We start from the raw sequence: 20,009 nt of genomic DNA on the forward strand, positions 1-20,009 counted from the left end.
TTTTTTGGGTGAACCGACATCTTTCACTTGAGCAGTATCGGGACGCTGAATAAATGTCGTGAGAAACGAAACTATGCAACTACCGACTCTTATTATTTTCACCACCTTAATAATCATTGATATTTTTTATAAATAAGCATATATTGACATTTAGAGAAATTAATCAGGTTACAAAATGCGCAAAGTTTTATTGACAATGACCATCTTGCTTATTGCTGCCTGCGGAGGTAGTGGTGATGGCTCATCAGGCAGCTTGACCACTACTGGCTCCTACACAATTTCAAAAGGTGTAGCTCAAAAGGGACCTCTACAAATTGGGTCAACGGTCACCATTGCCGAATTGGATGACAACTTAAATCCCACCGGAAAAATATTCATTACTGAAGTCACTGACAACCTAGGCAACTTTAAGTTGGGATCCACTATCGGTACAAAGTTAGCCTTGATCGTTGCTCAAGGCTTCTTCATGGATGAGAACACTGGAGACTTCACATCTTCAGCAATCACCTTGCGAGGCATTAGTGATTTGAGTGTTGAAACAGCTCCTTCAGTGAACGTTCTGACAACTCTTCAATACATTCGCCTCAAAAATTTAATCGCATCAGGGACTGCGTTTCAAGCTGCATACAAGCAGTCACAAGACGAGGTTTTAAAGGCGTTTGGCGTTGACCCATTGAAAATAACTGATCTTGGCTCGCTGTACCAAATGAAAATCAATGGATCTTCAGATGCAGACGCTGTGCTCCTTGCCATATCAGCCACTTTAGGAAAAGCAGCTGCAATGCGAAATGGATCCTCAACCGCGGCACAGCTTTCAGACATCATGAATACGATTGCTAGCGATTTGAGTCAAAGCGGCACGATCACAACCAACTCGGTTAAGGCTGAACTTACCGCTGCTCAAATTGCTTTGGATGTCAACTCAGTGAGGACGCTGGTTCAGAACTTTTACGCAAATCGTGGAATCACAATTGCAGCTCCAATTTTTGAAGATTGGGTGAGCAAGGACGGAACGAATTCGCTTCCCAGAAGGACGCAAATGAGCCCCAGTGCCTTCAATTTCACCGACAGCATCAACGCACGACCAAATCAAAGCTATACAAGTCCAGAGATCACAGTGGCAGGATTACCTGATGCAACCAACGTTAATGTGGTTGTCAACACAGGTTCCACAATCATCAAAAACGGTACTGCTATTCCCGGGCTATACAGTGCTGCAAAAAATGGCGACAAGTTAGCAGTTCGAACGACGAGTGCTGCATACGGAAGCTCTGTGAGTTCGACACTGTCGATTGGCTCACTTAGCAGCACATGGCGCCTCGCTTCACAAGCCCCCGCAAATGTAAATCCAACTGCATTCGCCATCAATGCCATAAGCAACTCCATTCCCGATCAGTCCTATACAAGTAGCGGTATCACTATTGCTGGACTCAATGATGGTGAGGTTGCGTATATCAACTCCACAAGCGGTTCAATCATCAGTCTCAACGGATCCTCTACGGGAACGAATTCAACAATAGGTCAAAACGGCGATATCGTCACGTTGAATGCATCAGGTCCAGCCTACAGCTCTAATGCAAGCTACACACTGACAATCGGGTCTAAATCAGCCGATTGGACTCTAACGGCACAGTCACCTGCTGCGGTTACTCCAACAAGTTTTAGCCTTAACAGCACTACTGATGAAATCAACCAACTAATTACGAGCAACACCATTACCGTCGCGGGTTTAGCCACAGGCGAAGTTGCTCAAGCAAACTTAACCTTGAGTGGCACGTTGCCAAGTGGTGCGAGCTTGTTGGTTAACGGTGTTATCAAAACACAATGGCCAACCATCGTGAATCAAGGCGATCAAATTTCAATCCGAACAACGCTTGCTAGCAACTTTGGAGCAACTGGAACAATCACATTAACGGTAGGTACCAGAAGCTCAAATTGGGTAGTCTCTTCGCGAAAACCCTCAGCCAAATACTACAAACGATTTGGAGCAACTAATGCATACGTGCAAGACTGGTATACCTCCGGCACTACTTATACCTACTACGCTATTCCATTTATTGCTAATTCCAGCTTTGCCGTGAGGTACTTTGCGCTGGGTCTTTACAACGGCTCAACAGATTCGGTCTATCTTTACAGCAACGATGCAGTGAATGACGTACCTAGCTCGCTGCTATCGACTGCGACTTTGACTTCTGTATTTTCTGATAGCACGAGTTATACCTATCCGAATGGTGGATACACATCGACGGCCAGTAGCACTACCTACACAGACGCTTCGAATGTCGTTTACTGGGTCAGTGGAAAAATTCAAGGTAAATTTGGTAGCGGTATCAACCTCACTGCCAATAACAAGTACTGGATTGTCGTGAAATGGAACAACAACTTCCCTCACGATGATCGAGTTGACGCTAGCACGGGATCAAGCTTTGATTTCTCGCAAGCAAAGGGGAGTTCGGACGCCGTGTCTTGGTCAAATATCACCACAGGTATTTTGAATGCTGGAGCTGTTCCAGCATTCTTTATGACTGACTAATTTGACTAATGCAATAAGAGAAACGCATACAGCAACTCTAATTTAGATGGACATTATTTCGGACTTAAAAACCAAAAAAAGTAGCCAAAATTGAAGTCATAACTTGGGTTGGAATCTTGCTTCCTTGGTATTTTAAGAACAACAATAAATAATAAAGATTAATAAAAATCTTGTGCCTCCTCGGTCAGGATGCCTGGGTTTCCCCTTATTTAATTTCATTTCATTTAAACAGAGTATTGATTTAATCAAATTTCTCATTTACTTTGTTTTTTGGAGATGAAAATGATGATCCCAAAGTTTCATGCTATTTCTCTGGCAACCCTATTGGTTCTAGTTGGATGTGGCGGAGGAGGTGGTACTTCCAGCACATCTTCTGTATCTGCAACTGATGCGTATCCCACAGGTTTGGCCGTGGCTTCACCAACAGCAGTTGTCAGCAGTAGCTCTCCCGTCGTTGCCAAACTTGATCTTCCATTCAAACAACGTGTTGGAGACTGGTGGGAACATCTGCTAGACGCTGTGAATAAGGGTGATGCTCATCAATTGGCGCAAGTATTGAATCCTTTCATTCCCATCGCTACTGCTAATGCTGCACCAGCGAAAGTTTTGGAAAGTCAAAACGTGTCAAATTACATCCAAAAAGTGGTGCGAGGAGAGTCCACACCAGATGCAACAATATTGCCTTTAAACGGTTTTTTCAAGTCATACACTTCAGCGACATGCTACGGACCAAAGGTAGCCTATCTTCAACACAATGATGGTACTGATGTGACACCTCCAGGAGCTACCGGTCCAGAACTTCCTGGTGGCGATGTGGGTATGTGGCTTGACCGCAATGGCGATCAAACCACTGGTACGCCCTGTGCAGCAGCGCAGTTGAACGCGCTGATGGATCCCATCAAATCGCGCGCCAATGCCAGCCTGATGCTGGGTGCTCGAATGGTGGCATTGGCGGCTGCCAGTGGCTCGGGTCTTCCCGCTCCAAACACCAGCAGTTCACTAACAGCCTCATTTCAAACATTTATCAATGGCATTCTCCCCTCAGGTACAACAGCTGATGTCACCTTAGCAGGAGTCACCAACAATGGTTCTGACAGCTTTACTTACCAGTGGCGGGTAAAGTTTACAAAAGCGCCCAAAGAAATGTGGTTGTTGGTTAACTTGACACATCAAAAAACCACTTCGGGCTACACAGGTTTGCTGCAATACGCAACCTCCGAATTGAGCGCCAACACTCAAGCTACAGCTCAATGCGCCACATCGAAAAAGTTGGCCGTAGTTGGAACTATGCGATACAACAAATCAAGTTCTACACAGCTTGATTTTTCTGCGCGAGAAGCACCCTACTGCGTTACTGCTGATACCGACTTGGTGACAGATTTTGGATCTTGGGTATCTCTGGATTCAAACAAGGAGTTAGACACCACCAAAACCACGTCCACTGATAGCAAAGGCTGGCATCAAGAGGGTGGTGGGTTCAAGCGATTTGCAGCTTCATTCAACCCCGACACCGGTGCTGGAAATTATTTGTTCGCATGGCAGGCAGGTATTGGCGATCCCAATTCACGCATGTTTGCAGTCAACAGTGATTACAACAGCAGTTCGGAGGCCCGCACATTGAAGGCATTTTTTGGATTTGCACCAAACATGGCAGCAACTTCTAATCAAAGTCAACTGGGCGAGTTGATTTGCAACTGGGCTGGCCCAGGCAATGACAAGACGGTTGGACACAAAAAATTTCAAAGTCAGCTGTTATCACTGACATCAACAGCTACAGATTGGTCTTTCCCAACCAATGTAGCTACTGACAGCAAAATTAGATTTGCGCCAACGAACAATTGCAACTCTACTGGGGCTATGAATTTTGATGTTGATGCATCTGGAATCTTGGAAGCCAATGAGGGCGCTAACGTCACAAACAGTTTGGATGTGCTCACCGGGACAAACGCATCGGTTTTTGATGAAATCAAATCACGAGGGTTCTCAGCCCCCAGCATGTATTGATGTATTCACCATAGATTGAGGCAATCGCTCGGTCAGCCAATACAAACCCGCGGCCAAGGCCAAGGCTGAAACCCCTCTTTCCATGGTGAAGCCAGTGGGAGACTGCCACCTACCAGGTGTCCATCTCCAATGTCCAATCCCTTTTGACACCGCCAAGAACGTCAGCAAGAACAAAATTTGGCCCAGTTCAATGCCCATATTGAAGCCCACAATGCTGGTCCATCGAGAGGTGCCGTGCAAACCCAGTTCGGAAATCGCCGCGGCAAAGCCCATGCCGTGCAACAAGCCGCAGGCAAACACGATCAGCAAGTACTGGCCCATAGCTGCTCGTTGCATGACCAAGTTGAGCCCCGCCATCAACACAATGCTGGCTGCAATCAACGGTTCCACCAGATTGGCAGGCACTTTTATGAAACCGAGCAAGGAGGCGGTCAGGGTGATGCTGTGCGCCAGCGTGAAGCACGTCAGCACTCGCCACCAGTATCGCCAACCGGTGGCCGCAACAATCACCGTGATCAAAAATGTCAAATGGTCCCAGCCCAACAAAATATGCTCGACACCAAGCAGCGTGTAGTCCACCATGACATGAAGCGGTGAGCGAAAAAATCGATGTTGATTTTGTAAAGGTGTCAACACCACGGCCTCAGTGTCTTCCCCACGGGTGACCTTGAGCGTGAGTTGCCGCTCTTGCGTTGCAGAGCCAAAAATATCAGCAGCCAAGCGAAGGTCTTGGGGCGGATTGTCAAAACCAACGCGCATCAACATCAAGAAGTGAGCCGCACCTGGGCTTGCAAACAAAGCCGCATCACGGGTGGTTTGTGGCGGCGTTCTTTCATCTTCTTCGGCCAATATTTGCAACTGGTCCAAGCGGCCCATCGTGTCGCCATTGAACAAGCGAAATTGGGTCTGGACTTGTTTTTTGATGCTGTTTAAATGCAGTTGCACTTCATGCTCGGACAAGCGGCCATCCCCATCATCGTCCACTTGTCTGAGGGCAGACACCGGAAAGGCCACCATGGCGAACACAGAGGTTCCTTTCACATGCAACGAGCCTTGCTGTGCAGGCATCAAATGCGCACCAGCATGCGAGGTCCACAACAGCAAGCCAAGCATCAGCATAGTGCTTTGCAAGGTCTGACGAATCCACCCCTGCCTTGAACCCAGCGCAAACAGTTTTTCGGAAAAAGCCTTCATTCGAAATTCACAATGGCCAGCGGGATTTGCTCGGTGAGCCAAAACTGATCTTGTTGATGGATCACCCACAGAGGGTGCAGCGCTTTGTGCACTTGCAACTGCGCCCTGCTCCATGGAGATGGGCTGTGCACCAGGGCTTGCACCCGCATCGGTAGCACATGAACCGGCGTGTTGGTCGACATCTCAATCAGAAACAAGTGCGCCTTCAAGGTTTCGCGCAAGGCTTGCACCGTCGGCAACTGCCATTGGCGAATCGACACCTTGCGCCCTGATGGCAGCAACATGAATGATTTGTCGCCCAACTGTGCGCCCGCCTTGTCGATGGCTGTTTGTAAAGCTTTGTCGGACAGTTCAGAATGAGATTTCAGAAAATCAACCAAGGGGGTTTGCGGTGCCAACACTTGGTGCAAGACCTGGGACAAATTCAAACTCATCGACAAAACAAGCTTGTCACGCCCATCGCGCTTCATGTCTATTTGGTTGTAATGCACATCGCCAGCAACCGCCAACAAGGGGCAGCCCAACCAAAGAACAACCAGCCAAACTCTGAATGAAGGCGGTGTGAATCTCATTGAAACCTCAAGCCGATCGTCTCTGACCAGCATGCTGCAACAACGTGATTTTTCTCACCGTAATCGATTTACTGAACCGTTCCGCCCAAGTATTTATTGGTGCTGAAAGTATTTTTAGCTCGGAAGTAGGGAACCGTGGTGACTTTGCCAATATAGGCGCCCTTCATCAACACATACATGGTCGCCGTATAGGTTTGTCCCACCGGCGTATGGTCGATGACGGTGTGGGCATGGTAGTGATAACCAACGCTGTCATGGTTGTGCGCACCAAACTCGTCCAACTTGCTTGTGTAGCCCAGCATGAGTGCGTCGGTGGTGTCCCGGTATTTGCCAAACAAGGCGATGCCGTCATAACCAAAGCCAATCAATGGCGGATGGGTTCTGTTCAAATAATCGCTGTCGTTGTAAAGCGCCAAACCAAAGCCCGACTGGTACCCATCGCTGTGGCAATGTGGTCCTCCGCCGCCTTGTCCCACATGGCAACCACTCGCCGACAACTCACCCGCCAGGTGCGAGGGCTCCAGCACATTGTTGTAAGCGGGGAACATGACCGAGCCGTCAATCAAAATGCCGTTGTTGGCTTCGTCGGCGTAGGTGTAGACGTTGGCTTCCAAGGTGGAAATCTTGCGCTCTGTCCACAGGTTTTTGGTCACCACCGAGGAATTGTCCGTCACCGCAGTGACTTGACCGTAATCGCGCATGGGGATCATTTGCACGTAATTTTCCAGGTTGGAAAAACGTGTGACTTTGGAATTGGGGTAAGAGCCGCTTCCATCACCGGGTGGATGCGGGACGTCGACCAGACCATTGGGCGAGGCTTGGTTGCCATAGCTCACCACCACCATGAAGGGGTGGTAGACACCGCTGCTGTCTGCTTCGTTGGTGAAGTAAACGTAGGGCACCAGGTTTTGCCCGGGTGTGCCATCGGCAATGGAATCGCTGACCAGTTTGGTTGCCAAGGCTGCATCCCGATAAGCCGTGTAAACCGCTGGCGCATAACGCAGCTTGCCGCCACTGTTTTCCACCGTGGTTTTGATGGAGGCCAGCATGGTGCTGGCGGCGGTTTTGGTGCTGGCATCGGTCCCTGCGGTGGCCACTTGGGTTTTGTAGGTGTCGTTGACCGATCGGTAGATGCTCCCGCTGGTGCCCTCAATTTGGCTGGTGGTCACTTTGGACATGAAAGGGGCGGGGCCGTTGTCGACAAAAGCCACGCTCTTTGGATTCATAAAGGTCGGAATGCCCAAATTGATGGGGGAGTCGTAAAAATGCAGTGGTGTCGCTGCTTCCGCTGTGCTGACCAAGGTGTAAACGCCATTGGTGTGATTGACATAGTAATCGGCGGCGCTGAAGTTGGCTTCTTCGGTCCAGCTGGGTGTGTAGGTGCTCGTACCCCCACTGACAACCGTGGTGTAGCTGTATTGGTAGCGCTTTTTGGCTTGAAGCAGCTTGGTGGTGCTGTTGTATGCAAAGGTCAGGTAGCCATGCAGCGGGGTCGATGCCTTGCCAAAATTGTTGCGAAACTTGAGTTTATGGCCGTCGGTCGTATCCACATCCAGCGAATTATTGGGGTGGAAATGGGAGTCAATCCGATGGTATCCGGTGGTGCCTTGTGCCACCAATAAAAACAGCTTGGACAGATAACTGTTGTAGGTGGTTGATGTCGGCAAGGTGGCCGACTCTGCCGCATAACCAAAGGCAAGACTGTCGCGCGTGCCCATCGACAAATACTTGGCTGCACTGCTGGCGCTGGCTGCGTCAGAGATCATGTAGCGCGAGCGGTTAATCACTGTGCTGGCTAAGACCATGTTGCCGGTAAAACTGCGGTCAATCGCCGCAGCGAAATTAGCGGGAGTGCCGTAGTCGATGGAAGTGGTTTTTGTTGATTTCGGAATGGCAGCAACGGTCACCGCATTGGTGGTTGAACTGGCAGATTTAATTGTCTCGACATTGGGCTTGATTTGGGTGGTGACTTTTGACGCCAGGCTGGCGAGCTTTTCCGCCAAATTGCTTGATGAGGTATCAGCATCAACCGTCTTGAGCGCCTCTGCAATTGAAGCAGCAACATTGTGGGCTTTGGCGTAGTTGGCGTCTGTTGCTTTGGCTGCAACATAGTTCTTCATCACATCAATAGAGTCGAGGCCCAACTCCGTTTGAACAGCCTTTTTTGCAGCATCCAGTGAAAGACCTGCACTCATTTTTGCCACCACTTGAGTGGTCAGTGGTGAAACCACCTCATGGTTGCCTGGAGGTGACATCATGGTGAAACCAGCGGTGACCGTTGTATTGGGACTGTCTTGATCAATGGTGACGCCAACGACTGCAACCACCACGACTTTGTAGGTGTTGATTTGTGCTTGCGTCGCAGACAACGTGAACCCGCCTGTTTCACTGGTGGTTGCAGTGGGCTCAACTGTGTCAAATGTGCCGTTTTCATTCAGGTCCAGAAACACGTTGGCTTTGTAAAGATAGCCGTCCATTGCCGTGCCACTGAATGATGTTGAGCTTGAATTCACTGAGGTTCCGCCGCCGCAGGCGGTCAAACCAAACAGAATAAGTACAGCCAGGGTCAGTCGAGCTGATGATGTCAGGGAGCGCATGGCGTAATTCTTTCTTTTGAAAGTGAAGAAAACTGGTAGCAGTACCCAGAACATTCGCCAGCTAATTGGAAATTAAATTAAATGACTTTGGCAGTAATTCGGCCACCTTATCACGGCAATGATGATAAATATGTGTGAAATGGTGAGGAGCGCAAGTAAAACACCATTACCCTAGCGCCGAGAAACCATCATTTCCATAGATTGGCTACATGGTTCAAAGATGGAATCAAGGCACCTTGGTTGCTTGCCACGAAACCATTCTCAATTGACCCTTGTTTTTATGCCAAATACTGTGATAACGAAGGATCAGTTTGAGTGGTTTTTGTCCGATGCGCACATCGTATTTTCCCTGCCCAGTCAATATGGCCATGCAATCATAAATGCGCACCGAATCATTTGAATGCTCGATGAATTCATAGACCGTGTCACCCTTGCGCATGGAATCCAGGTAACTAGCTTTGCTGTCAACGACGGCACTGTTTCTGATATAGATAAGTTCATCATCTAACAGTTGCGCCATGGTGTCCAAATCGTTTTTCATTTGTGCGGACAAACGCTGTTGCTCTGCTTGCAATACCTCTGCTGTGTCTAATGGGGCGCATGCTTGAGATAATGCCGGCGACATACCGCCAACACACAAGACAATCGTGGCGATGCTGTGACTAATCAAGTATTTCATGAGACTCCTTTTTTCGGAAATTCATTAAAACGTTGAATTTTTCTGTGAGTGTATAAAAAAACTAAAAACCAAAATACATCAACCAAATATGACTGACTTCACACCGCTTGAAATGTTTTGGTTAGCAGACCTTGTTTTAGCGATTCACTTTGCGTTGGCTGCTTTTGTGGCGTCGGGCCTGCTTTTGATTCCAATGGGTGCAATTTTCAATTGGCAATGGGTTCGCAATAAAGTATTTCGCACTGTACATGCAGGATTGATGGTTTTTGTGGCGGTCGAGGCACTGATTGGAATGACCTGTCCACTCACAACCATTGAGGCTTATCTGCGAGGTACTGAGGCTCAAGCGTCTTTTCTGGCCCATCATCTCAGCCGCTTGTTGTACTGGGATTTGCCACTCGGTTTCTTTGTGTGGTTGTATGTGGCGTGTGCTGTTTGGGTGGTGTGTTTATGGTGGTACTGTCCTCCCATTTCCAACAAAGGATCCATTGGGCAAGGCTCAGTCAATGCAGAGAATTAAGTAGACAGGTTACTGCTTGATGGTCAATTCATTGTTGATGGTGTGCGCCCCATCAGCGGAACGAGCAATGGCTTCTGCTTGATCAATATGTGCCTGCGTATCTAGGTCGATAAAATCCGAGGATACTTTTTACCCAAGGATCAAGCATGAAAATCATTGTTAGTGCAACAGTCAAAGCGCCTATCGATGTTGTTTGGGATGCCTACACCCAACCTGAAGACATCATGCAATGGAATGCTGCTTCTGACGATTGGCACACCACTTCATCCCATGTCGATTTGCGTGTTGGCGGCCAGTTTTCATCACGCATGGAAGCCAAAGACGGAAGCTTTGGATTTGATTTTGCAGGCACCTACACAAAAATCATTTCGCATGAATTGATTGAATATGTCTTTGGCGAACGAACAGCAACGGTTGAATTTAAACAATCACCTGACGGGGTGACGGTGCAGGTAACTTTCGTTCCAGAAACTGAGCACTCCATTGAGCAGCAACAAGAGGGATGGCAAGCCATATTGGATCGATTTGCAAAACATGTCGACTCCCTTCATTCCAAGTGAACGTTGAATCTACTTAGATCGCTTTCTCCATACTGGGCGGTGACTTCACCCTGATTGACCTGATTTGGGAACAACACCCGAACCCAATGCGGTAAGAGCGAGCGGTTTTTGATGCTATCGCATCGTTTCAATTGGGCAAAGCGATTTTGGTTTCGCAACAAGTTGCAAGCTGGGTATGAATGCCGCAGCAATCAAAAAAGCACCTAACAAGCCTAAGAGCACAGCCCTGTGGCGTATCAACATTTCCAAGTTGAGGCAACATAGGGATGAACATGCCATGGTCATAACCGCGTGTTTCGTTGGTTCGTGCTTGAATGCCTGCTGTTTTTAGCAGGTGAACCAGTTTTTCAGCAAGCCCAGGTTCACCAGGTGCTGGATACCGCAGTTCGTAGGTATTTGCAGGGAAGCCGTCATAATCAAAAATCATCTCGGGATGCGCCGCGCTGGTGACAGTCACCTCAGATTGAATCCAGTGTGCAGACACCATCACAACAGCCTTGGGTTGGGCAGGTAAACCACTGGCGATATTTCGCAAATAGTTGGCCATCTTGTCCCATTCATTCTTTGGATCCCAATCCATGAAAAAACATGGGCCACCGCCATGTGGGATGAACAAGGCTGGCATCCGTGGTTTTTGATTTGTTTCAGACGTATTCATGGGTTACTTTCTTTGCGATCAATGCGTTTCAACGCTTCAATGCTTTTGACTGAATCAATGATTTGGCTGTCGATGAATTTTGATCTCTTCATTTAGAACCTCTTCCATTGGAAAAAATTCTACTTCTCAGACCTTGGTTCTAGGGGACGATTACCTGGGAAAATGATGTCTTGTGAAAAGACACCATTTCCAAACTTCACACAGTCAATGGTTGTGCATCTCTGACATGCCTTCAGGCACATAGCCAAGTAACGCGGGATCCAACATGCCAGCAATCATTGCGATATGTCCGAACACCAAAAACAATGCCACACAAATGGCATGTGTCTGACGCTTGGACTCATCTGTCGCTTGTGCATTGACCCAACCCAATTCCTGAAAAGCAATGTAGATGAGAGGCAGCCCGCCAATCAGATAACTGCCAACCGCCACAACATCTATCACTGTGCGCCACTCACCCGCTTGGGTGATGGGCCACACAGCGGTTTTCATAAGGTAAATGATCACCCCGATGAAATACAAACCCACCGTGATGCCCACCATGCGGTTCAAGCTATTGACCCAGCCCGTGTACTTGCGTGTGGACAGCAGATACAACTCGCTGATGGCCAGCGTTTCCGCCAGCACTATCGGAATGGCCATGAATATCAATAAGTTCCAGGGTTGGTTGGTGGCCAACAACTCCATGTAATGCGTCATGTTCATTTCATTCTCCAATCAAATTCAACAACCCACAAAGGGGCAAGATGTTTTTTAGATTTGGAGAAGACGCTTGGGAGGTTTGAACTGCTTGTATGGATGTTCTTGAAGAAGCAATGTTTGAAAAACAGGATTCCACATGTGATTCAAACGGAAAGCAGCTTGTGGCGTGTGGCTTGCTAATGTGGTGAAGCCTAAGCAACACAAATGACCAGTGATATGACAAGATTTAGGGTGGCTGGTGTCTTGTACTTCGTGACATGCCGTGTGGCTTTCAGCGGTGATAAACACAACTGGTGAGGTTGACAAGGTTTCCAATGGCATGGCAGATGCGTGGAATAAACCACTGATCAAACTCAAACACAATGTCAAGCACCAGATTCGCATTAGCTTATTCTAGAGGGCAATAGGACCCCTCGTGCGTAGTGTCGGTTCAACTTAAACGTTGCTTGACGCTGATGCTACATATTTGAAGAAATAATTTGTATTGCGCGTGATCCAATTGCAGCACCTGTTACTGCATCAATGGCTACTGCTTGAATTTCCGTTCCATTTTCTGCGTCTAAAAATTGAACTCTGTCATTACCGCTTCTATGCTTTCTACCCCAAGCGCCAATGATGAACAGCACAGGCAAAAAATCTTGCCCCGCAGGGGTTAACAAATATTCTTCACGAGGTGGATTGTCCATATAGCGACGTTTTTCCAACAATCCTTCTTCTGTCAATACACTGAGTCGACGAGTCAGCATGGTTGGCGCTATGCCTAGATTCTTCCTAAATTGATCAAATCGTTTCAGACCGGCATGTGCATCACGCAATATCAATAGATTCCACGCATCCCCAGCAACTGAAAGACTTCGAGCGATGGGGCACGGTTCGTTGAGATTATTTTGAACATTCATATCAGGAGGATAGGGACTTAGTTTCAAATTGATAGTAACATAACTACTAATTCGATATCAACCCTTTTGCGCGAGCACTTTCATGAGCTATCAATCATTCAACAACACTGCCAATCAACCCAATTTGTTGACTCAAGAATTGCATCTTCCAAATGGCAGCAAATTACCCAACCGATTGGCTAAGGCGTCAATGAGTGAGGCGCTTGCTACTTACGATAACCGTCCAACGGATTTGCTTGTTGATTTGTATGAAAGATGGGCTAAGTCCGGCATTGGCATGCTCCTGACTGGCAATGTGATGATTGATCGCAGGGCTCTGGGTGAACCAGGTAATGTGGTGATTGAAGATGAATCTGATTTGACCGTATTGAAACAGTGGGCAACTGGTGTCACTGAACATGGGTCAACCTTGTGGGTCCAACTGAACCATCCCGGTAAACAATCACCCAAAGGATTGAACATTAGCAATCTTTCGCCATCAGCAGTTCCATTTCGTTCAGACATGGCAGCATTTTTTGAAACTCCACGCGAAGCAACAACAGCAGAGATACTTGAAATTATTCAACGATTTGGACGAAGTGCTTCTATTTGCAAGAAGGCTGGCTTCAGTGGCGTCCAAATTCACGGTGCACATGGTTATTTGATCAGCCAATTCTTGTCACCTCATCACAACCAGCGAACTGATGAATGGGGTGGCAGTACAGAGAATCGGCGTCGTTTTGTTATGGCTGTGTATGAAGAAATACGCAAGCAAGTAGGTGCGGATTTTCCTATCGCTATCAAGCTCAATTCAGCTGATTTCCAAAAAGGTGGTTTCACAGAAGAAGAATCTATGGAGACGATTCGTGCACTGGCTGAAGCAGGTATTGATTTGATAGAAATATCTGGTGGTACTTATGAAGCACCCGCTATGAGCGGCGCTGTTCAGCAACCACAACGCTCTTCTACAGTTGCACGTGAAGCTTACTTTCAAGCCTTTGCTGAAAAAATTCGCTCCACTACCAAAGTTCCGTTGATGCTCACTGGTGGTTTTCGAACTTTCAACGGGATGAATACTGCGATTCAAACGGGTGCTGTTGATGTGATTGGGCTGGCTCGTTTACTTGCAATAGATCCTGATGCACCGAAGTTGTTACTTCAAGGGCACGATTCTGTAGAGATAGTTAAACCAATCAGCACAGGCATCAAGGCAATTGACAAAATGGGCGTCATGGAAATTCTTTGGTATGCACGTCAGTTGAAACGAATTGCAAAAGGCGGCGAACCAAAACCTCACGAACGTGGGTTGTGGGCATTTTTAGCATCATTGATCAAAAGCGGTTGGGGAAGCTACCAAACCAAGCGTATGCGTGCTTGATTCAGATTCATCCTTTAAAAAGACATCAGCTGCCCTGTTGCCGTAGTGACGGGTCGAACTGACACCTACTCAACCGTCCCGTTGTTGGACGCTGCCTCGACACCGCTTGATCTAACCATTCTCTATGACGTGTTGATTCATAATTAGGAAATGTCAGAGAACTTATGTGATCTACAGCCTACATTAATTGGCAACTCCATTTATCTTCGTCCACTACAAATCGAGGACGCTGAAGGTCTGTACAAAGTTGCAAGCGATCCACTGATTTGGGAGCAGCACCCCAGCCCAATGCGTTATCAGCGAGCGGTTTTTGATGCTGAGATTTTTCAAACAGGGCTGGCATCCCATTCAACACTGGTCGCAGTTGATTCAAAAACAAATGAGATTATTGGGTCTTCAAGATATTACGACGTAGATGCAAAGCATCGTGAAATCGCAGTCGGGTTTACTTATTTAAGCAGGTTGCATTGGGGAGGCTTAGTCAACGCAGAAATGAAAGACTTGATGCTATCGCATGCATTTAATTGGGCAAAGCGAGTTTGGTTTCATGTTGGCATTGACAACGTACGCTCTCAAAAAGCCATGGAGAAAATTGGTGGAAAGCTGTCTCACACAGCGCCAAGAACTTTGAATGGAACCCCAGTGATGCATTGCTATTACTACATAGATGCTGATTGATGTTGCTTAGATTTGATCTGCATTCAATCGGTTCATAGCGTAAGCAACAGCACCCACAACCAAGCAAATAACCGCCACTTTGTCGGCAATCACGACTCTATTGATTTGTTCGTTGAAACTTCCAACAGCTGCAGCCAAATAGAGAAACGAAACCACGCTGGCAAAACCTGCCACCAATGCGGCAAGTTGAAAGCTGGGCAAGAATGCAGCAGCAATCAAAAAAGCACCTAACAAGCCAAAGAGCACAGCCCTGTGGCGCATCAATATTTCCAAGTTGGGATCTTCTACGGCGATGCCATAAAGCATCTGCAATCGATGGGCACTCAAAACACCTGACAAGGGCAAGAGATGAATGATGCCCACAATCAGCAACATGGCGGGAAGAATAAATCGCATTCTTTGCTCCTTGACGTCGTGTCAGTTTACCCGACATGCATTCATCGTCCCGTTGCTGTACGCTGGAGTATCGTGAGAAACGACATTTCAGCATCCTCTGAATTTTATTACCCTAACTACACAGAATCTCAAGTTTGCTGAGATAAGCAATGCTAACTATTTTGCTTCTCAAGATCCTGTTGTAAGTCAATCCATGCAGCGTCAAAATTCAATTTCTTAGCCATGGGTGAACTTGACTCAACCACCCTCCAAAACGGTGCGAGACCTTTTGTGCTGCCAGTTCGACTGAACTCTTCCCAAGTGTGCTCGGCAACGATTCTGAGAAAGAGAGATGTTGACACTGGACAGGCAGCATCACAGTTGTTTTTCTCCGCCAGTCTGCGCCGAAAAGCTTGAATGGAGATGATGGTTCCTGGCGTGATGTTCTTGAGTTCAGCAGCAACTTCTACTGGACAAGAAATATGAAGCTTTGATCCTTTTGGTACTCCTGCAAAGTCCTTGTCCAAGACGACATAGTGAGGCGGTTTTGCCTGCATCTTTTCAGTCCATGTTTTCTTTGCTCTTGGCATTGCTGACTCCTGGCATTCCCCCAAACCTGTAGACACTTCTCATAGCGCAGTTTGACGCTGCCGCTCGAACTCATGGGGGCTGAGTTGATCAAGATGCTTGTGACGTCGAACACGATTGTAGAAACCCTCGATGTAATCAAAGATGTCTGACTTAGCCTCAGCCCGCGTTTGATAAATCCGCTTCTTGATTTTTTCACTCTTCAAGTTACTGAAGAACGATTCGGCCACAGCGTTATCCCAGCAGTTGCCCCGACGACTCATGCTTGGGCTCAGTCGGTTGTCTTTGCACCAACGATTGAACTCATCGCTGCCAAATTGGCTGCCCTGATCCGAATGAATGATGACCGAGTCTTTAGGTTTCCTTCGCCACACAGCCATCGTCAGTGCATCCAGCACCAAGCTCGTTTGCATACGTGAACCCATGCTCCAGCCCACCACCGCACGCGAGTGCAAATCTAGTACAGCCGCCAAATACAGCCAACCTTCATGTGTGCGGATATAGGTGATATCCGTCACCCAAGCTTGGTCGGGTTCGTCGTGTTGGAACTGGCGCTGCAATTGGTTGGGCGCAACCAATGAAGGCTTGCCCACTTTGTACCTAGGGCGTTTGTAGCCTCGAACTGATTTGATTTGAGCCGCACGCATCAGCCGTGCCACGCGGTTCTCACTGCATGCCACGCCAGCCTCTCGTAAATCACAGAAGATGCGTGGGCTGCCGTAAATGCCCATGCTTTGATCAAAGAACTCGCGGATCTGCACAGTCAAGGCCTCGTTAGCTTTGGCTCTTGGGGACTGTGGTTCATGCAGCCAAGCGTAGTAGCCGCTGCGGTGAACTTTGAGAACACGGCACATGCTGGTGAGTCGAAATTCAGTTCGGTGCGCTTGGATAAACGCGTACTTCACCCGGACTGCTTGGCAAAGTACGCGGCGGCCTTTTTTAGGATGTCGCGCTCCTCGGTTGTTCGTCGCAGTTCAGCCTTGAGTTTGGCCATCTCAGCTTGCATCGCTTTGAGATCATTGGATTCAGGTTCATCCGCCTTTTTGAACTTGCTGACCCATGTGTACAGAACACCTTCAGCAATTCCCAGTCGCTTGGATACATCCGGCACCGCATAACCCTTATCGATGACTTGTTTAACCGCTTCTTCCTTGAACTCAGGCGTGTATTTCGTTCTCTTCATTTCTTTCACTCCAATCCAGTTTTGACATTATTGAATGTCTACTGAATTGGGGGAATGCCACTTGGCCTGTTTGAACCATGCAATTGCAATCATTAAGGAGTCTCTCTGAAAGCAGCCCAACCAAAATTTCTCGGTTTTTTGTGTGTATAAGTGTGTAGAATTTAACCGTGAAAAGCACTGACATCATCAAACGGATCAAGGCCGACGGCTGGTATTTGGTGCATGTGGTGGGCTCCCACCACCAATTCAAGCACCTCACCAAGCCGGGCAAGGTGACGGTGCCCCACCCCAAAAAAGACCTGCCATTGCCAACAGTGCGCAGCATCTTCAAACAAGCTGGCCTTTGAGGCCTTGAGACCCAAGGAGTTCGCACATGTTGTACCCCGTCTATGTTCATCCAGGTGATGCGGATCACGCGCATGGCGTGACGTTCCCCGACTTTCCGGGCTGCTTTTCTGCGGTGGACGATTGGAGCGACTTACCCGCTGCGGTGCAAGAAGCGGTAGAAGCCCATTTCAGCGGAGAGGCTGACGCAGTGCCACCTCCCACACCGCTTGAACTGTTGGTGGGTCAAGCCGCGTACGCGGGTGGTGTTTGGATGTTGGTGGACTTGGACCTGAGCCGCATTGACACTCGACCTGTGCGCCTGAATGTCAGCCTGCCTTCGAACTTGGTGCAGCAGATTGACGCTTGGGCCCAGGCACACCAAATGACACGATCAGGGTTTTTGGCCAGCGCTGCAATGCAGGCCATGGCGACGCGGACTTAACGAACAGCTATGGCCGCTCAGTGATAACGCGCAACGCAAGGGTTTCAGCTCCGCCGATCTTTAAACCTTGCTCAACCGCTCGGCCATGCGGGTCTGCCAACCAGGGCCGGTGGCTCGCCAGCGCTCGATGACTTCAGGGGGCAGGCGCAAGGAGATGGATTTGCGCGGACTGGCTGACATTGGACGGCCACCTTTTTTCAGCTTGGCGCGAGCCAACATGTCTTCGGTGAGTTCTGGCAACTCTTCATATTCGTGCGGCGCAATGACATGGGCGTCAACTTGCTTCACGTTAGATGTCAAGGAGCGGCGCGATGCGGTTTTGTTCACGTTCATTGGCTTTGCTCATACTGAAAATATTGCGACTGAAACATGACTTCAATGGACTGGACGAAGCGTTAGACCCCAACCGTACGCAATGTACGAGGGGTCAAATGATTCAAAACGACTGCGAGCTCAGGTAGCAACGGTGCAAGGTCGTGTGGAAGCGACTCATCAAGCAGAATGCGCATCGGCAACCAGGGACATTCTGGCCTTCTCAAGAACGCCTACGGCCAGCCCCCGTGTGACAGACGGGAACTGCTTTAAAAACACATCCAACGAATCGCCATCTTCCAAGTAATCGAAAAGGTTTTGGATTGGCACGCGTGTCCCTGCAAAAACGGGTGCTCCGCTTTGAATATCGGGATCAACAGTGATGAGGTTGCTGGTCATGGGGAGGCTCCGTCAGCATTTCAGCTGAGCTAGTTTACCCGCCGGGGTGGTTTTGGGGAGGTTCGTGGGTAATTGGAAGGCTTGGTGCGCTTGGGGGCATCGGTCCGCTTGAGCGAGGGGTTAGGCCTCAGTGCGCAACAGCACATAGCTGCCTTGCTTGTGGCTCGATAAAGCGGCTTCAAGTTCCGGAACAAGAGGCAGCAGGTATGGCAGCTCATTTGAAAGCGCGTCCAGGACGAAGACCGAAACCGGCAGAGTTGATGTGTTCTGTTGATAAGGGAGATTCTTGTCGACTGTTATGAAGGCATCAAATCTTGCTGCTGCGAGCGCCAACAGCTTCCCATTCTTTACGCCGGACCAGCCTTCCTGAGTAACCGTGGATAACTGGTGCGATGGAAGTGCCCTCCGCAAGCGTGCGGGCACGCACTCATCAAGCAGCAGGCGCATCTGCAGCCAAGCTCTGACGCGCAGCCTCTAGTACAGCTACTGCGCGCTCGCGGGACACAGAGGGAAAGTCCTCAAGGAAGTCCTCTAGCGAGGAGGATCCTTCCAAGTAGTCGAACAAGTTCTTCACGGGGACGCGCGTTCCCGCGAAGCACAGGGCACCACTCATGATTTCAGGGTCTCGCGTGACGATTGCAGAGTCCATATGCACCTCCAGGGAAAAGAGTTTAGCGCTTCCATCTTCTCAGAGTTTGGAGCCTCCTCAATACCCGGGGCGATTCAAACGTGGCGGTAACCGGCCTTGCGCGGCTTTATGCGCAATTTCCGTGTTGACCGCAGGGTTAGACGTCGCGTAGTTCACCGACCACCTCTGTTGAAACTCTATTTAGAAAATCAACGTAGAAGCGCAACGCCAATTCCGCGACCACCCTAGGTTCGGCTTTCCCTTTGCCCAACAGTGGCACGATACTGTTACCCAAGGGAATCCTTGGCGGATCGAACTTGACACCTCGATTTTTGACAGGTAGCAGGGGCCGATCCCAAGGCTGCCAACTCAATTGAACTTCAGTGCCAATCTGGACAGCGGTGAGTTTTGCTTCCCAATCGGTCGCAAGTTCTTGGATCGAATGCTCCTCAACGTTACGGGCCTGCTGCAAATAGTTCAGCAGCGGATCGGTCTTTCGAAGACGAGAAACTTCTGATTCAATCCTTTGCCATCTGGGCATGCGATGCGATGCCGCCTGGGTCTTTGTCCAGACTCTCTCGATCCGATGGAGAAAGGTACGCCACGCCTTTTCGTACTCTGTAAAATTGACAACCCCGATTTCCACCATTTTGCGGTAAGCGGCATCAGCGGAAGAAAACTCCTCTATTGCATGTCGCAGAGGATGTTTATCCAATAGTTCTAGATTCATGTTGACACGGGAATGCGACGTCTAACGTGGAGTTGAGGCGCCTGCGCGGCTTTTCGCGCAGGTCGCCTCGAA

General features: G+C 48.7%; 23 protein-coding genes. 8 read left to right on the forward strand and 15 right to left on the reverse strand.

Annotated elements, in window-relative coordinates; genetic code table 11:
• Nucleotides 1–175: 175 nt before the first annotated feature.
• Together AC8GFP_RS08975 and AC8GFP_RS08980 are read left to right on the forward strand one after the other, a co-directional pair.
• Nucleotides 176–2,533 carry a hypothetical protein gene (locus AC8GFP_RS08975; RefSeq protein ID WP_506612393.1) on the forward strand — a complete coding sequence of 786 codons (2,358 nt, stop codon included), beginning with the start codon at nt 176–178 and terminating at the stop codon, nt 2,531–2,533.
• Nucleotides 2,534–2,815: 282 nt separating this feature from the next.
• A complete protein-coding gene (locus AC8GFP_RS08980; protein ID WP_506612394.1) occupies nt 2,816–4,537 on the forward strand; it encodes a hypothetical protein in 1,722 nt (573 codons plus the stop codon).
• Here AC8GFP_RS08980 and AC8GFP_RS08985 read toward each other — a convergent pair.
• From AC8GFP_RS08985 to AC8GFP_RS09000, 4 genes are all read right to left on the reverse strand, one after another.
• Nucleotides 4,517–5,650 carry a HupE/UreJ family protein gene (locus AC8GFP_RS08985; protein ID WP_506612396.1) on the reverse strand — a complete coding sequence of 378 codons (1,134 nt, stop codon included), beginning with the start codon at nt 5,648–5,650 and terminating at the stop codon, nt 4,517–4,519. The two genes, AC8GFP_RS08980 and AC8GFP_RS08985, sit on opposite strands and share 21 nt — an antisense overlap.
• A 77-nt stretch (nt 5,651–5,727) precedes the next feature.
• A complete protein-coding gene (locus tag AC8GFP_RS08990; protein WP_506612398.1) occupies nt 5,728–6,303 on the reverse strand; it encodes a hypothetical protein in 576 nt (191 codons plus the stop codon).
• 68 nt (nt 6,304–6,371) lie between these two features.
• On the reverse strand, nt 6,372–8,780 hold the full coding sequence (locus AC8GFP_RS08995) for a hypothetical protein (protein ID WP_506612400.1): 2,409 nt from the start codon (nt 8,778–8,780) through the stop codon (nt 6,372–6,374).
• A gap of 346 nt (nt 8,781–9,126) precedes the next feature.
• Complete coding sequence (locus AC8GFP_RS09000; protein WP_506612402.1) at nt 9,127–9,579, reverse strand: nuclear transport factor 2 family protein; 453 nt, start codon at nt 9,577–9,579, stop codon at nt 9,127–9,129.
• 88 nt (nt 9,580–9,667) lie between these two features.
• On the opposite strand from AC8GFP_RS09000, the gene AC8GFP_RS09005 reads away from it, so the two are divergent.
• Together AC8GFP_RS09005 and AC8GFP_RS09010 are read left to right on the forward strand one after the other, a co-directional pair.
• Entirely contained in the window at nt 9,668–10,099 is a 432-nt protein-coding gene (locus AC8GFP_RS09005; protein WP_506612404.1) for a DUF2784 domain-containing protein, read from the forward strand.
• Between the two features lie 146 nt (nt 10,100–10,245).
• Nucleotides 10,246–10,659, forward strand: coding sequence for an SRPBCC family protein (locus AC8GFP_RS09010; protein ID WP_506612406.1), 414 nt, complete (start codon nt 10,246–10,248; stop codon nt 10,657–10,659).
• A 127-nt stretch (nt 10,660–10,786) separates the two neighbouring features.
• On the opposite strand, the gene AC8GFP_RS09015 is transcribed toward AC8GFP_RS09010, so the two are convergent.
• The 3 genes from AC8GFP_RS09015 to AC8GFP_RS09025 form a co-directional block, all read right to left on the reverse strand.
• Nucleotides 10,787–11,317: a DODA-type extradiol aromatic ring-opening family dioxygenase gene (locus tag AC8GFP_RS09015; RefSeq protein ID WP_506612408.1), complete on the reverse strand. Its 531-nt coding sequence runs from the start codon at nt 11,315–11,317 to the stop codon at nt 10,787–10,789.
• A gap of 204 nt (nt 11,318–11,521) precedes the next feature.
• Entirely contained in the window at nt 11,522–12,022 is a 501-nt protein-coding gene (locus AC8GFP_RS09020; protein ID WP_506612410.1) for a DUF6803 family protein, read from the reverse strand.
• A gap of 455 nt (nt 12,023–12,477) precedes the next feature.
• Nucleotides 12,478–12,918, reverse strand: a complete 441-nt coding sequence (locus AC8GFP_RS09025; RefSeq protein ID WP_506612412.1) for a winged helix-turn-helix transcriptional regulator — start codon at nt 12,916–12,918, stop codon at nt 12,478–12,480.
• 82 nt (nt 12,919–13,000) lie between these two features.
• Here AC8GFP_RS09025 and AC8GFP_RS09030 point away from each other — a divergent pair, with 82 nt between their 5' ends.
• Together AC8GFP_RS09030 and AC8GFP_RS09035 are read left to right on the forward strand one after the other, a co-directional pair.
• Complete coding sequence (locus AC8GFP_RS09030; RefSeq protein ID WP_506612414.1) at nt 13,001–14,275, forward strand: NADH:flavin oxidoreductase/NADH oxidase family protein; 1,275 nt, start codon at nt 13,001–13,003, stop codon at nt 14,273–14,275.
• Nucleotides 14,276–14,425: 150 nt separating this feature from the next.
• The gene (locus tag AC8GFP_RS09035) at nt 14,426–14,953 is read left to right on the forward strand and encodes a GNAT family N-acetyltransferase (protein WP_506612416.1); all 528 of its coding nucleotides are present in this window, start codon (nt 14,426–14,428) and stop codon (nt 14,951–14,953) included.
• A 6-nt stretch (nt 14,954–14,959) separates the two neighbouring features.
• Here AC8GFP_RS09035 and AC8GFP_RS09040 read toward each other — a convergent pair whose 3' ends face one another.
• The 3 genes from AC8GFP_RS09040 to AC8GFP_RS09050 form a co-directional block, all read right to left on the reverse strand.
• Complete coding sequence (locus tag AC8GFP_RS09040; RefSeq protein WP_506612418.1) at nt 14,960–15,349, reverse strand: phosphopantetheine adenylyltransferase; 390 nt, start codon at nt 15,347–15,349, stop codon at nt 14,960–14,962.
• Nucleotides 15,350–15,501: 152 nt separating this feature from the next.
• The gene (locus AC8GFP_RS09045) at nt 15,502–15,918 is read right to left on the reverse strand and encodes a hypothetical protein (protein WP_506612420.1); all 417 of its coding nucleotides are present in this window, start codon (nt 15,916–15,918) and stop codon (nt 15,502–15,504) included.
• Between the two features lie 39 nt (nt 15,919–15,957).
• Nucleotides 15,958–17,099 (reverse strand): IS3 family transposase gene (locus tag AC8GFP_RS09050; protein WP_506612422.1). Its coding sequence is split into 2 segments (ribosomal slippage): nt 15,958–16,853 and nt 16,853–17,099, totalling 1,143 coding nucleotides; the frame shifts between segments, so codons are not numbered across the junction.
• A gap of 167 nt (nt 17,100–17,266) precedes the next feature.
• On the opposite strand from AC8GFP_RS09050, the gene AC8GFP_RS09055 reads away from it, so the two are divergent.
• Both AC8GFP_RS09055 and AC8GFP_RS09060 read left to right on the forward strand, forming a co-directional pair.
• On the forward strand, nt 17,267–17,446 hold the full coding sequence (locus tag AC8GFP_RS09055; RefSeq protein WP_506612424.1) for a type II toxin-antitoxin system HicA family toxin: 180 nt from the start codon (nt 17,267–17,269) through the stop codon (nt 17,444–17,446).
• 26 nt (nt 17,447–17,472) lie between these two features.
• Entirely contained in the window at nt 17,473–17,868 is a 396-nt protein-coding gene (locus AC8GFP_RS09060) for a type II toxin-antitoxin system HicB family antitoxin (protein WP_506612426.1), read from the forward strand.
• A 60-nt stretch (nt 17,869–17,928) separates the two neighbouring features.
• On the opposite strand, the gene AC8GFP_RS09065 is transcribed toward AC8GFP_RS09060, so the two are convergent.
• The 5 genes from AC8GFP_RS09065 to AC8GFP_RS09085 form a co-directional block, all read right to left on the reverse strand.
• On the reverse strand, nt 17,929–18,201 hold the full coding sequence (locus tag AC8GFP_RS09065) for a BrnA antitoxin family protein (RefSeq protein WP_506612428.1): 273 nt from the start codon (nt 18,199–18,201) through the stop codon (nt 17,929–17,931).
• A 159-nt stretch (nt 18,202–18,360) separates the two neighbouring features.
• A complete protein-coding gene (locus tag AC8GFP_RS09070) occupies nt 18,361–18,579 on the reverse strand; it encodes a DUF433 domain-containing protein (protein WP_506612430.1) in 219 nt (72 codons plus the stop codon).
• 120 nt (nt 18,580–18,699) lie between these two features.
• Nucleotides 18,700–19,026 (reverse strand): hypothetical protein, encoded by a 327-nt coding sequence (locus AC8GFP_RS09075; RefSeq protein WP_506612432.1) that lies wholly within the window; start codon nt 19,024–19,026, stop codon nt 18,700–18,702.
• Nucleotides 19,010–19,228 (reverse strand): DUF433 domain-containing protein, encoded by a 219-nt coding sequence (locus AC8GFP_RS09080; RefSeq protein WP_506612434.1) that lies wholly within the window; start codon nt 19,226–19,228, stop codon nt 19,010–19,012. Before AC8GFP_RS09080 ends, AC8GFP_RS09075 begins: the two co-directional genes overlap by 17 nt.
• A 136-nt stretch (nt 19,229–19,364) precedes the next feature.
• Complete coding sequence (locus tag AC8GFP_RS09085; RefSeq protein WP_506612436.1) at nt 19,365–19,937, reverse strand: hypothetical protein; 573 nt, start codon at nt 19,935–19,937, stop codon at nt 19,365–19,367.
• Nucleotides 19,938–20,009: the final 72 nt, after the last annotated feature.

Origin of the sequence: Limnohabitans simekii (SeqCode) (genome assembly GCF_965234735.1) — a bacterium.
Classification (GTDB): domain Bacteria; phylum Pseudomonadota; class Gammaproteobacteria; order Burkholderiales; family Burkholderiaceae_C; genus Limnohabitans; species Limnohabitans simekii.

What these genes read in the sequence shown, in the direction of transcription:
- AC8GFP_RS08975 (WP_506612393.1), top strand. Translation starts at nt 176, where the DNA reads ATGCGCAAAGTTTTATTGACAATGACCATCTTGCTTATTGCTGCCTGC.
- AC8GFP_RS08980 (WP_506612394.1), top strand. Translation starts at nt 2,816, where the DNA reads ATGATGATCCCAAAGTTTCATGCTATTTCTCTGGCAACCCTATTGGTT.
- AC8GFP_RS08985 (WP_506612396.1), bottom strand. Translation starts at nt 5,650, where the DNA reads ATGCTTGGCTTGCTGTTGTGGACCTCGCATGCTGGTGCGCATTTGATG.
- AC8GFP_RS08990 (WP_506612398.1), bottom strand. Translation starts at nt 6,303, where the DNA reads ATGAGATTCACACCGCCTTCATTCAGAGTTTGGCTGGTTGTTCTTTGG.
- AC8GFP_RS08995 (WP_506612400.1), bottom strand. Translation starts at nt 8,780, where the DNA reads ATGGACGGCTATCTTTACAAAGCCAACGTGTTTCTGGACCTGAATGAA.
- AC8GFP_RS09000 (WP_506612402.1), bottom strand. Translation starts at nt 9,579, where the DNA reads ATGAAATACTTGATTAGTCACAGCATCGCCACGATTGTCTTGTGTGTT.
- AC8GFP_RS09005 (WP_506612404.1), top strand. Translation starts at nt 9,668, where the DNA reads ATGACTGACTTCACACCGCTTGAAATGTTTTGGTTAGCAGACCTTGTT.
- AC8GFP_RS09010 (WP_506612406.1), top strand. Translation starts at nt 10,246, where the DNA reads ATGAAAATCATTGTTAGTGCAACAGTCAAAGCGCCTATCGATGTTGTT.
- AC8GFP_RS09015 (WP_506612408.1), bottom strand. Translation starts at nt 11,317, where the DNA reads ATGAATACGTCTGAAACAAATCAAAAACCACGGATGCCAGCCTTGTTC.
- AC8GFP_RS09020 (WP_506612410.1), bottom strand. Translation starts at nt 12,022, where the DNA reads ATGAACATGACGCATTACATGGAGTTGTTGGCCACCAACCAACCCTGG.
- AC8GFP_RS09025 (WP_506612412.1), bottom strand. Translation starts at nt 12,918, where the DNA reads ATGAATGTTCAAAATAATCTCAACGAACCGTGCCCCATCGCTCGAAGT.
- AC8GFP_RS09030 (WP_506612414.1), top strand. Translation starts at nt 13,001, where the DNA reads ATGAGCTATCAATCATTCAACAACACTGCCAATCAACCCAATTTGTTG.
- AC8GFP_RS09035 (WP_506612416.1), top strand. Translation starts at nt 14,426, where the DNA reads ATGTCAGAGAACTTATGTGATCTACAGCCTACATTAATTGGCAACTCC.
- AC8GFP_RS09040 (WP_506612418.1), bottom strand. Translation starts at nt 15,349, where the DNA reads ATGCGATTTATTCTTCCCGCCATGTTGCTGATTGTGGGCATCATTCAT.
- AC8GFP_RS09045 (WP_506612420.1), bottom strand. Translation starts at nt 15,918, where the DNA reads ATGCCAAGAGCAAAGAAAACATGGACTGAAAAGATGCAGGCAAAACCG.
- AC8GFP_RS09060 (WP_506612426.1), top strand. Translation starts at nt 17,473, where the DNA reads ATGTTGTACCCCGTCTATGTTCATCCAGGTGATGCGGATCACGCGCAT.
- AC8GFP_RS09065 (WP_506612428.1), bottom strand. Translation starts at nt 18,201, where the DNA reads ATGAACGTGAACAAAACCGCATCGCGCCGCTCCTTGACATCTAACGTG.
- AC8GFP_RS09070 (WP_506612430.1), bottom strand. Translation starts at nt 18,579, where the DNA reads ATGACCAGCAACCTCATCACTGTTGATCCCGATATTCAAAGCGGAGCA.
- AC8GFP_RS09075 (WP_506612432.1), bottom strand. Translation starts at nt 19,026, where the DNA reads ATGCGCCTGCTGCTTGATGAGTGCGTGCCCGCACGCTTGCGGAGGGCA.
- AC8GFP_RS09080 (WP_506612434.1), bottom strand. Translation starts at nt 19,228, where the DNA reads ATGGACTCTGCAATCGTCACGCGAGACCCTGAAATCATGAGTGGTGCC.
- AC8GFP_RS09085 (WP_506612436.1), bottom strand. Translation starts at nt 19,937, where the DNA reads ATGAATCTAGAACTATTGGATAAACATCCTCTGCGACATGCAATAGAG.